General features: G+C 58.1%; 10 protein-coding genes. All 10 read left to right on the top strand.

Features of this window, described 5'->3' with window-relative positions; all coding sequences use genetic code 11:
- The first annotated feature begins 35 nt into the window (after window positions 1-35).
- A protein-coding gene (gene prfB, locus A7976_RS15020; RefSeq protein ID WP_106403882.1) for a peptide chain release factor 2 occupies window positions 36-1140 on the top strand; the annotation gives its coding sequence in 2 pieces (ribosomal slippage) (window positions 36-116 and window positions 118-1140; 1104 coding nt in all).
- A 72-nt stretch (window positions 1141-1212) separates the two neighbouring features.
- Complete coding sequence (locus tag A7976_RS13705) at window positions 1213-1551, top strand: GxxExxY protein (protein ID WP_256365520.1); 339 nt, start codon at window positions 1213-1215, stop codon at window positions 1549-1551.
- 53 nt (window positions 1552-1604) lie between these two features.
- Entirely contained in the window at window positions 1605-3116 is a 1512-nt protein-coding gene (gene lysS, locus A7976_RS13710) for a lysine--tRNA ligase (protein ID WP_067113088.1), read from the top strand.
- 269 nt (window positions 3117-3385) lie between these two features.
- A complete protein-coding gene (locus A7976_RS13715) occupies window positions 3386-4993 on the top strand; it encodes a protoglobin domain-containing protein (protein ID WP_067113091.1) in 1608 nt (535 codons plus the stop codon).
- A 2-nt stretch (window positions 4994-4995) separates the two neighbouring features.
- Complete coding sequence (locus A7976_RS13720; RefSeq protein WP_067113094.1) at window positions 4996-5454, top strand: response regulator; 459 nt, start codon at window positions 4996-4998, stop codon at window positions 5452-5454.
- A gap of 17 nt (window positions 5455-5471) precedes the next feature.
- Window positions 5472-7202 (top strand): GGDEF domain-containing response regulator, encoded by a 1731-nt coding sequence (locus A7976_RS13725; protein WP_067113096.1) that lies wholly within the window; start codon window positions 5472-5474, stop codon window positions 7200-7202.
- Window positions 7202-9256: a bifunctional diguanylate cyclase/phosphodiesterase gene (locus tag A7976_RS13730; RefSeq protein WP_067113098.1), complete on the top strand. Its 2055-nt coding sequence runs from the start codon at window positions 7202-7204 to the stop codon at window positions 9254-9256. Before A7976_RS13725 ends, A7976_RS13730 begins: the two co-directional genes overlap by 1 nt.
- 90 nt (window positions 9257-9346) lie before the next feature.
- Window positions 9347-9511, top strand: a complete 165-nt coding sequence (locus A7976_RS15230) for a hypothetical protein (protein ID WP_165601747.1) — start codon at window positions 9347-9349, stop codon at window positions 9509-9511.
- 171 nt (window positions 9512-9682) lie between these two features.
- Window positions 9683-11107 carry an OprO/OprP family phosphate-selective porin gene (locus A7976_RS13735; protein ID WP_067113101.1) on the top strand — a complete coding sequence of 475 codons (1425 nt, stop codon included), beginning with the start codon at window positions 9683-9685 and terminating at the stop codon, window positions 11105-11107.
- A gap of 135 nt (window positions 11108-11242) precedes the next feature.
- On the top strand, window positions 11243-14194 hold the full coding sequence (locus A7976_RS13740) for an EAL domain-containing protein (protein ID WP_067113104.1): 2952 nt from the start codon (window positions 11243-11245) through the stop codon (window positions 14192-14194).
- Window positions 14195-14200 lie beyond the last annotated feature (6 nt).

Genomic DNA, 14200 nt, shown 5'->3' on the forward strand with positions numbered 1-14200 from the left:
GTATAATTTCGCCCTTTTCGGCGCAAATTGTCACCATGGAAGCAGAACAGATCAATCTCATCGCCAATCGGTTGGCGGACCTCTCCGAGCGCAGCAACGCGCTCAGGGGGTATCTTTGACTTCGCCAACAAGCAGCATCGGCTAGAAGAAGTTTCCGGATTGCTGGAAGATCCGGCCATCTGGAACGACAGCAAGCGCGCGCAAGAGCTCGGCCGCGAACGTCGCAACCTGGAAGCGGTGGTCAATACCCTGATTGAAGTGGACAGCGGCCTGCGCGACGGCCGGGAGCTGTTCGAGATGGCGCGCGAAGAAAACGACGACGACACGCTGCTCTCCGTGCAAGCCGATTCGGAGGCGCTCGAAGCGCGCGTGGCGGAGCTGGAATTCCGCCGCATGTTCAACAACCCGATGGACCCCAACAACTGTTTCATCGATATCCAGGCGGGCTCCGGCGGTACCGAGGCGCAGGACTGGGCATCAATGTTGCTGCGGATGTATCTGAAATACTGCGAGCGCAAGGGTTTCCAGGTCGAGGTGCTGGAAGAGTCCGAGGGCGATGTGGCCGGCCTCAAGAGTGCCAGTCTGAAGGTTTCCGGCGAATATGCGTTCGGCACGCTGCGCACCGAGATCGGCGTGCACCGGCTGGTGCGCAAGTCGCCGTTCGATTCCGGCAACCGCCGTCACACCAGTTTTGCCAGCGTCTTCGTCTATCCGGAAGTCGACGACTCCATCGAGATCGACATCAACCCCGCCGATCTGCGCATCGATACCTATCGTGCCAGCGGTGCCGGCGGCCAGCACATCAATAAGACCGACTCTGCGGTGCGTATCACGCACATCCCGACCAATACCGTCGTGCAGTGCCAGAACGACCGCTCGCAGCACCGCAACAAGGACGAGGCGATGAACATGCTGAAGGCGCAGCTGTACGCGCTGGAACTACGCAAGCGCAACGAAGAAAAGCAGGCGCTGGAAGATTCCAAGACCGACATCGGCTGGGGCCATCAAATCCGTTCCTACGTGCTCGATCAATCACGCATCAAGGATCTGCGCACCAACGTCGAAATCGGCAATACCCAAGGCGTGCTGGACGGCGATCTCGACCCGTTCATCACCGAAAGTCTGAAGCAGGGCGTGTAAATTCTTGAACCACGGAGAGCACAGAGCACACCGAGATTTGGTTCTCAAGGAGCTTTCCGAGGGTATTCTTGGTTGTGCGATCGAGGTGCACACAAACGACTTGGGCCAGGATTGCTGGAATCTGCTTATGAAACTTGTCTAGCGTATGAGCTTGAGCATGCCGGTTTCAGGATCGATCGTCAGAAGCCAATGCCTCTGCATTATCGGGAGCTGGCACTGGACTGCGGATATAGACTGGATTTGCTGGTGAATGACTCGGTGATTATCGAGATCAAGGCAGTGGATACATTACTGCCGATTCACGATGCGCAATTGATGACATACATGAGGCTTGCCAATTGCAAGCTGGGATTATTAATCAACTTCAACGAAAAATTACTGAAACACGGGCTACGCAGATTTGTTCTCTAGAGGTTTTCTCTGTGTTCTCCGTGTGCTCCGTGGTTAAAGATTTATAGGGTTAAATGATGGAAGAAAATCAACCAGTCCAGGACGAGTCCCACGTTATTGCCGAGCGCCGCAACAAGCTGAAGGCATTGCGCGAGCAGGGCGTGGCCTTCCCCAACGACGTGCGCCCCACGCACCGCGCGGCTGATCTGCATGCCGAGCACGGCGAGAAAACGGGTGAAGAGCTGGAACCGCAGGGCATTCGCGTCGCCGTCGCCGGCCGCATGATGCTGAAGCGCGTGATGGGCAAGGCCAGTTTTGCCACCGTGCAGGACGCCAGCAGCCGCATCCAGCTGTTTATTTCCCGCGAGAGTATCGGCGAAGAGCTTTACGACGCGTTCAAGAAGTGGGATATGGGCGATATCCTCGCCGCCGAAGGCGTGCTGTTCAAGACCAAGACCGGGGAGTTGTCGGTCAAGGTCGACGCGCTGCGCTTGATCTCCAAGTCGCTGCGTCCGCTGCCGGAAAAATTCCACGGCCTGGCCGACCAGGAAACCAAGTATCGCCAGCGTTACGTCGATCTCATCATGAACGAGGACACGCGCAAGACTTTCATCGCGCGGAGTCGAATCGTCGCGGCGATCCGCGGCTTCATGCTGGGCAACCAGTTCCTGGAAGTCGAAACGCCGATGCTGCATCCGATCCCGGGCGGCGCGGCGGCCAAGCCGTTTACCACGCACCACAACGCGCTGGACATGCGGATGTTCCTGCGCATCGCGCCGGAGCTGTTCCTCAAGCGCCTGATCGTGGGCGGCTTCGAGCGTGTGTTCGAAATCAACCGCAATTTCCGTAATGAAGGTTTGTCGGTCCGCCACAACCCCGAATTCACGATGATGGAGTTCTACGCGGCATACACCGATTACAAGTGGCTGATGGATTTCACCGAGCAGTGCATCCGTGCGGCGGCGATTGCCGCTTGCGGCACCGCAACCGTGACCTATCAGGGGCGTGAAGTCGATCTGGCCAAGCCATTTCAACGCCTGACCATTGTCGGCGCAATCAAGAAATACGCGCCGGAATACACCGATGCGCAACTCGAGGATACGGCATTCATTCGCGCGGAACTCAAGAGCAAGTGGAGCATCGAGGCGCTGCCCCACCTGGGCCTGGGCGCACTGCAACTGGCGCTGTTCGAGGAAACCGCCGAATCGCAGCTGTGGGAGCCGACCTATATCATCGACTATCCGGTCGAAGTGTCGCCATTGGCACGCGCTTCCGATACGCTGCCAGGCATTACCGAGCGTTTCGAGCTGTTCATCACCGGCCGCGAAATCGCCAACGGCTTCTCGGAATTGAACGATCCGGAAGACCAGGCGACACGTTTCCGCCAGCAGGTGGAGGCCAAAGAGGCGGGTGACGACGAAGCGATGTACTACGACGCCGACTACATTCGCGCACTGGAATACGGCATGCCTCCGGCTGGCGGCTGTGGCATCGGTATCGACCGGCTGGTCATGCTTTTGACCGATTCCCCTAGTATCCGTGATGTGATATTGTTCCCCCACATGCGCCCGGAATCCCCCATTTGAGGTATATGTAGCAAGCCGCGAATGGGTTTGGTAGCTAAAAGCATGTGAAAAAATAGAAAAAAATGAGTGGCGTGGCAGCCTGACACCACGTTGCCGATCTGATAAAAACAATAAAACAAGAGCCTCGCCAAAGGCCGGAGCGGTACGTTACTACGAATTCTCTGGAGGTGTGGGTTGGCTATCTATTTGTGCGTTTTTCGCGCCGCGAAACGGAGCATCTCCACGCCTGAATCACCTCAACGGTCTGCTGTGATTCGTCCGATCCGGTCATGACCGACTATCCCTCCGAACTTGATGCCCTGATCGAGCGTATCTTTCCCGGGGCGGAAGAGCAGGCCGCCCGCAAGGAAATCTTCGGCCTGGGCGAGCACGAAATCGCCGTCATCAAGGAGCTTGAGCAAAAGCTCGCCAGCCGCGAACCGGCACTGGTCGATGCGCTCTATGATTATCTCGGCAAGTTTCAGGGCATCAGTGCGGTTTTCGACGATCCCTCGCGCATGGAAAGCATCCGCCAGCAGCAGCGCGACTATTTTTCAGAATTCATTACCAGCAACCTCGACGAGGAGTACGTGCGCAAACGCGTGCGTGCCGGCGTCATACAGCAAAGCCACCAGCTGCGTCTGCGCTGGTTTCTCGGTTCGTTCGCCTTCTATCTCGATCGGTTGTTGCCTGAAGTCTTGCAGCTGGCAGAGGGCGACACCGAACGCCTGACCGAGTATTACCGCGTTCTGACGCGCCTGGCGATGTTCGATATCGCCCTCACCGTTTCGGCGTTCGTGCACGCCGACCGCGAAGAACTGCGCGTCTTTTCGACGGTGTTCGAGACCAATCTCGAAGGCGTGGTGATCGCCGATCTGCACGGCGTGATCCTGCACGGCAACAAGAGCGTCACCGCCGTGACGGGCTATACGCCGCAGGAAATCATCGGCAAGAGCTTGCGCGCGCTGCATGCCGATTCGACGCAGGGGGCTTTCGACGAAATACTGGCGACCGTGCAGGCCGGCGGGCAATGGCAGGGCGAAACGATCCTCAAGCGCCATTCCGGCGAAGAATTCCCCTCCTGGATGAACGTCACCGGCGCGAAAGACGGGAAGGGCGTGGTGACCCACGTCATTGTCGAGTTCTCCGACATCACGACCTTCAAGCAAACACAAGAGGCGCTGGTCAACCGTACCGACGAACTAGCCCGCTCCAACCGCGAACTGGAGCAGTTTGCCTACGTCGCCTCGCACGATTTGCAGGAGCCGCTGCGCATGGTCGCCAGCTATACGCAATTGCTGGCGCGGCGCTACAAGGACAATCTGGATGAAGACGCCAACGAGTTCATCCATTACGCGGTGGATGGCGCGATGCGTATGCAGGCGCTGATCAACGACCTGCTGATGATTTCGCGCGTCGGTACGCGCGGCAAGCCGCTGCAGCCGTGCGAATCCGGCCTGGCGCTGGAACATGCGCTGATCAATTTGCGCATGGCGATCGCGGAGTCGGGCGCGACCGTGACGCATGACGAGATGCCTCGGGTCGTGGCGGATGTATCGCAACTGACACAGCTTCTGCAAAACCTGATCGGCAATGCGCTCAAGTTTCACGGCGGCGAAAAACCGCAAATCCATATCGGGGCCGTGCGGCGCAACGACGAATGGGTAGTTTCGGTCCGGGACAACGGCATCGGTATTTCACCGGAGTTTTTTGACCGCATTTTTGTGATTTTTCAGCGTTTGCACGGCAAGCAGGAGTACCCGGGAACCGGGATCGGCCTTGCCGTCTGCAAAAAAATTGTAGAGCGCCACGGCGGCGCAATCTGGGTTGAATCCGAATCCGGAAAGGGCGCGACTTTTCTTTTTACATTGTCCGCCGCCCCTAAAGCGAAGGAGTAACTATGGAGACAAGAGCAATGGGTAGGCCGGTTGAGTTTTTGTTGGCGGAAGATAATCCCGGCGACGTTCGTTTGACCAAGGAAGCCTTGCGCGAGAGCAAGATCAGCAACAACCTGAACGTGGTGCCGGATGGTGTCGAGGCGATGGCATTTCTGCGCCGTACGGGCAACTATGCCAACGCACCCCGCCCCGACGTGATCCTGCTGGATCTTAATCTGCCGAAGAAGGACGGTCGCGAAGTGCTGGCTGAAGTGAAGGCCGACCCCAATCTGCGCCTGATTCCGGTGGTCATCATCACCTCGTCCGAAGCGGAGCAGGATGTGCTCAGAACCTACGAGCTGCATGCCAATTGCTATGTCACCAAGCCGGTCGATCTGGAGCAGTTCATCAAGGTGATCCAGTCCATCGAAACCTTCTGGCTGACGATCGTCACTCTGCCGTCGAGCGTGACGTCGGACTAGTTCCCAGCGAGGCTGCCATGACCCAAACGCCGATACATCTGTTGCTGGTGGAAGACAATCCGGGCGATGTGCGCCTGGTGCATGAAATGCTTGTGGACGACAAGCACCAGCGATTCGTTCTGCATGTCGCCGACAGGCTGGAAGCGGCGATGAGCATCATGAAGGAGCAAGACCTGACGGTCATTCTGCTCGACCTTCAGTTGCCGGATGGTTCCGGTTTGGACACGTTGCTCAAGATTCACGCCATCGCACCGGAAATCCCGGTCGTCGTGCTCAGCAGCATAGGCGATGAGGCACTGGCGATCAGCGCGGTGCAGCACGGTGCGCAGGATTTCCTGGTCAAGAACCATATCAGCGCGCATTTGCTGACGCGCGCCTTGCAGTACGCCATCGAACGCAAGCGTCTTGAAGACCGCCTGCATTATTTTGCGCACCATGACAGCCTGACGGGCCTCGCCAACCGCAAGCATCTTTACGACCGTCTGAAGAACGCGATGGCCTGGTCGCGCCGCAATGAAAGCCAGATCGCGCTGTTGCTGATGGACCTGAACGGGTTCAAGCCGATCAACGATATTTTCGGCCACCACGTCGGCGACCAGTTGTTGTGCCAAGTGGCCGAGCGCCTGCGCGAGTGCGTGCGAGAAACGGATTTCATCGCGCGCATGGGGGGCGACGAGTTCGTGCTCATCCTGCATGACGTACGCGGCGTGGATGATGTGATGGCCGTTACGCAGAAGTTGCTGGGTTTCATGGAATCGCCCTACACGGTGCACGACCGCATGCTGCATGTGCATGTCAGCGTCGGCATCAGCATTTATCCCAATGATGCGGACGGCATGGAAGACCTGCTGCGCAATGCCGACATCGCGATGTACCAGGCCAAGACGGAATCCGGGGCGTTGAGCGCCAGCCGCTTCTATTCGCCTACGATGAACATCGAAGCCGGCGAGAGCAGCGGTATGCGCGGCCAGCTTTTCCGTGCATTGGAGAACGAGGAATTCCTGGTCAACTACCAGCCGCAAGTGGATATCGCCAGCGGCCGTATCATCGGCATGGAAGCCCTGCTGCGCTGGCAGCACCCGCAACGCGGCGTGCTGTTGCCGGGGCAGTTCATGCATGCGCTGGAAGGCTCGGATCTGATTCTTGCCGTCGGCGAGTGGGTGCTGGACGAGGTTTGCAAGCAGGGCCGCGCATGGCAGCAAGAAAACGCAGAGCCGCTCGTCCTGTCGGTCAACCTTGCGTCGCGACAATTATTGCAGCACAACTTTGCCGATGTCGTTGCCACGGCTCTTGAAAAGAGTGGGCTGCCTCCGCAACTGCTTGAGCTCGAAGTTCCCGAATCCGCCCTCACCGATAACGAGGATCGCGCATTGGTGGTGCTCAACCGCCTGCATCAACTCGGTGTACGCCTCGCGCTGGATAACTTCGGCAGTGGGCGTGCTTCTTTCCGCTATCTGTGCAAATTCCCTTTCGACTCCATCAAGCTCGACCGCTCCATGATCGAAGATGCATCCTCTTCGGCGGAAGGCGCCAATTTTGCACGCGCGGTCATCCAGGTCGCGCATGTATTCAAGATGAAGGGGCTTGCCGAGGGTATCGAGACCGCAGAACAGCTCAGCTTGTTGCGCGGCATGTCGTGCGACGATGCCCAGGGCTATCTCTATAGCCGTCCGCTGGTCCCTGCGGACGCTTCGGCACTGTTGCGCCGCGGCGGAACGGTAGACGCCCTGTTGGCAAGGGAGACTTGATGCGGGTATTGCTGGTCGAAGACAACGCGGGCGACGCCCGCCTGCTGGAATTCATGCTGATGGAAGCGCTGCCGGAATATACGCTGGCAAAAGCCGCATCGCTCCAGGAGGCTACGCGCCAGATCCGCGAGCATGATTTCGACATTATCCTGCTGGATCTTTCCCTGCCTGATTCCGAAAGCAAGCGCACCTTTTGGCAGGTGTACGCCGAAGCGCCCAATGTCGCCATCGTGGTCATGACCGGCCTGGACGACGAGGCGTTCGCCTCCGAGCTGGTGCAAGCCGGCGCGCAGGACTTTCTGGTCAAAGGCAGTGTCGATGCGCGCTGGGTGGCGCGCGCGATGCGATATGCCATCGAACGCAAGCGCGCCGAAGAGCGCTTGCGGCTGGCTGCGCAGGTGTTCGAGAGCACCATGGAAGGCATCGTGATTACCGATGCCGAGAATCGCGTGGTGAGCGTCAATCCCGCGTTCTGCGCGATGACCGGCTTCAGCGGCGAAGAGGTCACGGGGCATCACCGCAACATGATCTGGGGCGATGTCCTGGAAGCCGTGCCCGTTAGCCACGAAGGTTGCAACGGCTGGCGCGGCGAATCCTTTCTGCGCCGGAAAAGTGGCGAGCGCTTTCCCGTCTGGATGAGCATTACCGATGTGCTGGGGCTGGCGCGGGAGGTGTCGCATCGCGTCATCGTCTTCGCCGAAATTACCGCGCTCAAGCAGACCGAGGCGCGCCTGCATTTTCTCGCCAACCACGATCCATTGACGGGCTTGCCGAATCGGCTGATGTTCAACGAGCGGCTCTATCAGGCGCTGGCCAATGCGCAACGCGTGGGCGATCTGGTGGGCGTGCTGTTCGTCGATCTCGACCGCTTCAAGAACGTCAACGACACGCTCGGCCATACGATAGGCGACAAGCTCTTGCAGCAGGTTGCCGGCCGCATCGGCGCGTGCGTGCGCGGTACGGACACCGTGGCACGGCTGGGCGGGGACGAATTTGCCCTGATCCTGACCAATGTGCAGCAAGCCGAAGATGCTGAGGTCGTGGCGCAGAAAATGCTGGATTCGCTACGGCCGGCATTCGAGGTCGAAGGCCATGAAATCTATATCACCGCCAGTATCGGCATCGCCTGCTGCCCACCCTCGGGCGAAATGGCCGAGATGCTGTTGCAGCGTGCCGATGTGGCGATGTACTCCGCAAAAAGCCTGGGCAAGGATACCTTCCAGCTCTATATGCCGGAAATGGACGCGGTCGCCTACGAGCGCATGGTGCTGGAAAACAACCTGCGCCGCGCGCTGGAGCGCAACGAATTCCTGCTGTATTTTCAGCCGCAGGTGGCAATGGACGGGCACCGCATCATAGGCGTCGAAGCCTTGATCCGCTGGCAGCATCCCGAGCTGGGGCTGGTCTCGCCTATCGAATTTATTCCCTTGCTGGAAGAAACCGGCCTTATCCTGCCCGTCGGCGACTGGGTGCTGGGCGAAGCCTGCCGTCAGGCCCGGGCATGGCTGGATGAGGGCAATCCGGTGCGTGTCGCCGTGAATTTGTCGGTGCGTCAATTCCAGCAATCCGACCTCGCCGGCAAGGTCGAGCGCATATTGCTTGATACCGGCCTTCCCGCTAAATTTCTTGAGCTGGAGCTGACGGAAAGCATCTTCATGGACAACATCGATCACAACGTCGATACGCTCAGGCGCATCAAGGCACTGGGCGTCAGCATTGCCATCGACGATTTCGGCACCGGTGCTTCCTCGCTGACTTACCTCAAGCATTTCCCTATCGATACGCTCAAGATCTGCCAGTCTTTCGTGCTGAATGTGCCTGCCAATCCGGAAGACGCCGCGATTGCATCCGCCGTGATCGGCCTGGCGCAAAACATGTCATTGGTGAGCGTGGCCGAAGGCGTTGAAACCGCCGAGCAGCTCGACTTCCTGCGCGAGCGGCGCTGCGATCATATCCAGGGATTCCTCTTCAGCAAGCCCATGCCGGCCTCGGAGCTCTCGCAAGTGCTTGCGGAAGGGCTGATCATGATCAAGCCCAGCCTGGCTCACCCATAATCTGTTTCTGGCGGGCATGCCGTGCCTGCTGCCTGTCACAAATTGGCAATGCACCTCAGCTAGCTTGACTGTTTTCTGAGGAGTGATCGAATGCAGGTTTCCCTGTTCTGGGCGGCAGTCCTTGCCGTTATCGCCGTTTCCGCACACGCGGTTTCTTCCGACGTAGCCATGACCGACGGCGGGCTGGGGACTAAGCGTACCGCAGCAGACGCGCGCTATATCGCATCGCCGACGGATATTGCGACGCACCGATAAGAGGGAATATCTGGCTGCCCATGCCCCGCATTGTGTTGTATTTTTACAACATGGCTGTGGCTATTTCGTCTATCGTCATAAAAATGTCATATTCAAAACGCACAATCGCTCCCGAGTTGAAACTCATCGCCATCCAAGGCTTTGTTCGATTTTTATTAACGGGAGTGATTCATGAAAAGTATTCAATTGCGCGGTATCGCTGCCGCCGTTTCGGGAGCCCTGCTGCTGGGCGCGGCGCCGCTGGCGCTGGCCGATTCCACTGACGACATCATCAATGCGCTGATCGGCAAGGGTGTGCTGACTGAAGAAGAAGGCGCATTGCTGCAAAAGGGCCGCGCAGGTGAAAAGGAAGCCGCCGAGAAGAAGAAGGCCAGCGAAGTGAAGGCTTCGTTCAAGGACGGTATTACCTGGGAATCCGGCGACAAGTCTACCAAGATGTCTGTCAACGGCCGTATCCAACTGGATTCTCGCACCTCTGACTGGAGCGAGAGCTCGAGCGGTACCGAAGCCAACGCTAACTCTGCCGATACCTTCGATATCCGCCGTGCATACCTCGGCGTCAAAGGTACGTTCTGGGATTACTACAGCTTCGAAGCCACTGCTGACTTCGCGCAAAACGGCTCTGATCTGGATGTTGCATACCTGAATGTTCACTGGTGGAAAGAAGCACAATTCCAGTTCGGTCAGTTCAAGATGCCGTTCAGCCTGGAAGAGCGAACCAGCTCGCGTTTCATTGATTTCCAGGAGCGTTCCTTCGTGAACAACTCCAACATTACTCCGGGCAAGGAGCAGGGCGTAATGGTGCATGGAACTCCATTCAAGGGTATCAACTACGCACTGGCCTACTCCACGGGCCAGGGCAAGAACACGGATGAAACCGATGTTCGTGAAGACAGCAAAGACTGGATTGCTCACGCAGATGCCAACTTCGCTGAAATTGCCGATATCAAGGATGCCGTCATTCATGTCGGTGCCAGCTATGCGAATGGCGATCAGCCGTCTACCAAGTCTGTAAGTGCGCAGCGCACTGAAGGTCGTGGTGTCGAGTTCTTCGCATCCGGCGCCCTGACGGACGATGGCCGTTCCGTAGAGCGTACTCGTCAAGGCGTTGAAGGCTCCTTCGCATACGGTCCTGTCAAGTTGCAAGGCGAATACGCTATGGCCAAATATGAAGGTCAGAGCGGCGTCGTTGATTACGAGCGTGAAATCAAGGCGTGGTATGCCGAAGCGCTGTGGCTGATCACCGGCGAAAGCTACGCCGATTCCTACAAGGGTGGCAAGTATGACCGCATCAAGCCCAAGAACAATTTCAATCCCAAGGGGCAAGGTTGGGGCGCGTGGGAAGTTGGCGTCCGCTTCAGTGATTTTGACGCATCCGATTTCACTGTGGCCAATTCTGCAACTACTGGTCGTCTGACTGCCGGCCGTACCAACGAGGCTGATTCCTGGACAGTTGGTTTGAAGTGGCTGCCAAATCCGAATACCCGCTTCCTGTTGAACTATGTAGATACCGATTTCGACAGTGATGTCACGATCGGGAATGTGACCGAGGATAGCGAAAAGTCCCTGACCTTCCGCGCCCAGTTCGACTTCTAAGAAAAAAGTTTAGCTCTCTCCTCACGGCATCCAGCCGTCTTCAAGCCCGCCTTGTGCGGGCTTTTTTCTTGATAAAGTATCTCTCCGTGCAGGAATCCCATTACAATCAGCCTGCTATGAATAGGTATATTGGCCATGTTGCCTGAACTGGGCAAAAAACAGATCGCCTTGATGCTGGGGCTTGCTGCGTTGTATTGGGCGGGCTCGAAAATCGGCTTGTATTTTTCCAATGTCGGGACCATTACGTTGATCTGGCCGCCAGCGGGGCTTTCCCTGGCGGCACTGATCATTTTCGGGCGACGCTTATGGCCGGGCGTGCTGCTCGGGGCATTGGTCGCCGAATTGGGCACCGGCATTCCTCTGCCTGCTGCGTCGAGCATCGCGCTGGGCAATACGCTGGGGGCAGTGGTTGGCGCGACTCTTTTGAATCGCTTTGGATTCCAGCGAATACTCGACCGTCCGAAAGACATTGTCCTCCTGGTGTTGCTGGGCGCAGGCTTCAGTACGACGATCAGCGCAACGATAGGCGTTGCCAGTTTGCTTTCCATTGGAGTCATCGCCCCTGATGCCTTGCTTAAAGCGCTGATGAACTGGTGGATGGGGGACGCCTTGAGCGATCTGGTGTTTGCGCCCTTGCTGCTGGTGTTTGCGCAACGACATCCCTTTACACTTGGTCGGGAACGCATTCTCGAAGCGGGCCTGCTAGGGTTGTTGCTGTTGCTGGGCAGCCTGATGATTTTCTTTCAGTGGCTGCCGTTCGGTGAGGAATATCAGCCGCGATCCTTCACATTGTTCCCCTTGGCGATATGGGCCGCCGTGCGCTTTCAATTGCGCGGAGCGGTGCTCGCCACGGCGCTGGTTTTCAGCGTGGCGATCTGGAGCCTGCTGGACGAACGTGGCTATTTCAACGAAGTCATGGGCGCCGGGATGATCAATTACTGGGCCTACATGGCGATATGGGCCATGACCAGCCTGTTTCTTGCTGCCACCTACAGCGGCCGCATTCGCGTGGAGAAAGCGCTCAAGGAAACCGAGCAGATGTACCGCGAACTGGTCGAATCCGCACAGGCCATTATCTGGCGCGCAGTTCCGGGCGGCAGTTTTACCTATGTCAGCCCGGAGGCGGAGTCCCTGCTGGGCTATCCTCTGCACGAGTGGACCGAGTCGCCTACCTTCTGGCCGGATCACATGCATCCGGACGACCGGAATTGGGCACCTGCGTTTTGCCATCAAGAATCCGAGAAACTGGCAGGGCACAGTTTCGACTACCGGATGATCGCGGCCGATGGCCGTGTTCTGTGGCTGCACGACATCGTGCGGGTCATTCCGGGAACGAAGGGCGAACCGATTGAGCTGGTAGGCATCATGCTGGACATCACCGCGCGCAAGGAAGCCGAGGCTCGCCTCGCGCTGGCCCAGCAGGCATTCGAGAACACCGCCGAAGGCGTCATGATTACCGATGCCAACCTGAAGGTGCTGGAGGTGAATCAGGGTTTCGTCAATATCACCGGCTTTTCCCGCGAGGAAATCATCGGTCAAAGCCCGGCGATACTGAGCTCGGGCCAACATGAGGATAACTATTACGAGACGATGTGGGCGTCCATCAAGGCGGAAGGGCGCTGGATGGGCGAAATCTGGAATCGGCGCAAGAGCGGTGAAATCTATCCCGAATGGCTGTCGATCAGCGCCGTGAAGGACAGCAAGGGAAATGTCCTGAATTACGTGGCCGTGTTCACGGACATCACTCTCCGCAAACAGTCCGAGGAACAGCTGCATTTTCTGGCAAATCACGATGCACTGACCGGCCTGCCCAACCGCACGCTGTTGCAGGAGCGCATCGAGCATGCCTTGCGTCGCGTCCAGCGCGAACATGGCCGCCTGGCGGTGCTGTTCATCGATCTCGACCGCTTCAAGGTCATCAACGATACTTTGGGGCATCACGCCGGCGACATGCTGCTGCAGACGGCAGCCGAGCGCCTGCAGCAGTGCCTGCGCGAGACCGACACCATTGCGCGGCAAGGTGGAGACGAATTCGTGGTGCTGATCGAACAATTCGCCGATACCCAGTATCTCGGCAATGTCGCGCGCAAGATCATGAATGCGCTGGGCCAGCCGTTTTACCTGCTGGGGCAGGAGTTGTATGTCAGCGCCAGCATCGGCATCAGCGCGTACCCGGAAGACGGCACCGATCTCCATACCTTGCTGAAAAATGCCGACGTCGCGATGTATCGCGCAAAAGAGCGGGGCAAGAATACCTTCCAGTTTTACGCTTCGGAAAGCAATGTCCACAGCTTCGAGCGCCTGGCGCTTGAAAACAGCCTGCGCCGCGCGCTGGAGCGCAACGAATTCGTGCTTTATTACCAGCCGAAGATCGATCTCGCCACCAATGAACTGGTTGGCGCGGAAGCACTGATCCGCTGGAATCATCCGGATCTGGGCCTGGTACCGCCGGCGCAGTTTATCCCGCTGGCGGAAGAAACCGGCCTGATCGTGCCGATCGGCGCCTGGGTGTTGCGCGAGGCGTGCCGCCAGAACCGCGCCTGGCAGGATGCCGGGCTGCCATTGATCGGTGTTGCGGTGAATCTTTCCGCCCATCAGTTCCGCGACGAGGGGCTGCGCCAGACCATTGCCGAAGCACTCGGCGGCAGTGGGTTGCCTCCGGCTTATCTGGAGCTGGAGATTACCGAAAGCATGATCATGCAGAATGCCGAGCGGGCCATCGAGATTTTGCAGCGTTTCCGCGACATGGGCACGAAGGTGTCCATCGACGATTTCGGCACCGGCTATTCTTCCCTGGGATACCTGAAGAGCTTCCCCATCGATTCGCTCAAGATCGACCGCTCGTTCGTGCGCGATGTACCCAGGGATAGCGATGACGTGGCGATCACCCAGGCCATCATCGCGATGGCGCATAGCCTCAATTTGACCGTGATTGCCGAAGGTGTTGAAAACGAGGAACAGCTCGAATTCCTGCGCAAGCAGGGGTGCGACCAGGTGCAAGGGTATTTGATGAGTCCGCCCGTGCCTGCCGAGGAGTTCGTCCGGCTGCTCGATCCGGGTTATCTTGCGCGGATAACGGCGGCTTGAGGTGGT

This window comes from Methylobacillus sp. MM3 (assembly GCF_001645185.1).
GTDB lineage: Bacteria > Pseudomonadota > Gammaproteobacteria > Burkholderiales > Methylophilaceae > MM2.

Bases quoted from the DNA above. Each gene is read 5' to 3' on its own strand.
- lysS (WP_067113088.1), top strand. From the start codon at position 1,605: ATGATGGAAGAAAATCAACCAGTCCAGGACGAGTCCCACGTTATTGCC.
- A7976_RS13715 (WP_067113091.1), top strand. From the start codon at position 3,386: ATGACCGACTATCCCTCCGAACTTGATGCCCTGATCGAGCGTATCTTT.
- A7976_RS13720 (WP_067113094.1), top strand. From the start codon at position 4,996: ATGGAGACAAGAGCAATGGGTAGGCCGGTTGAGTTTTTGTTGGCGGAA.
- A7976_RS13725 (WP_067113096.1), top strand. From the start codon at position 5,472: ATGACCCAAACGCCGATACATCTGTTGCTGGTGGAAGACAATCCGGGC.
- A7976_RS13730 (WP_067113098.1), top strand. From the start codon at position 7,202: ATGCGGGTATTGCTGGTCGAAGACAACGCGGGCGACGCCCGCCTGCTG.
- A7976_RS15230 (WP_165601747.1), top strand. From the start codon at position 9,347: ATGCAGGTTTCCCTGTTCTGGGCGGCAGTCCTTGCCGTTATCGCCGTT.
- A7976_RS13735 (WP_067113101.1), top strand. From the start codon at position 9,683: ATGAAAAGTATTCAATTGCGCGGTATCGCTGCCGCCGTTTCGGGAGCC.
- A7976_RS13740 (WP_067113104.1), top strand. From the start codon at position 11,243: ATGTTGCCTGAACTGGGCAAAAAACAGATCGCCTTGATGCTGGGGCTT.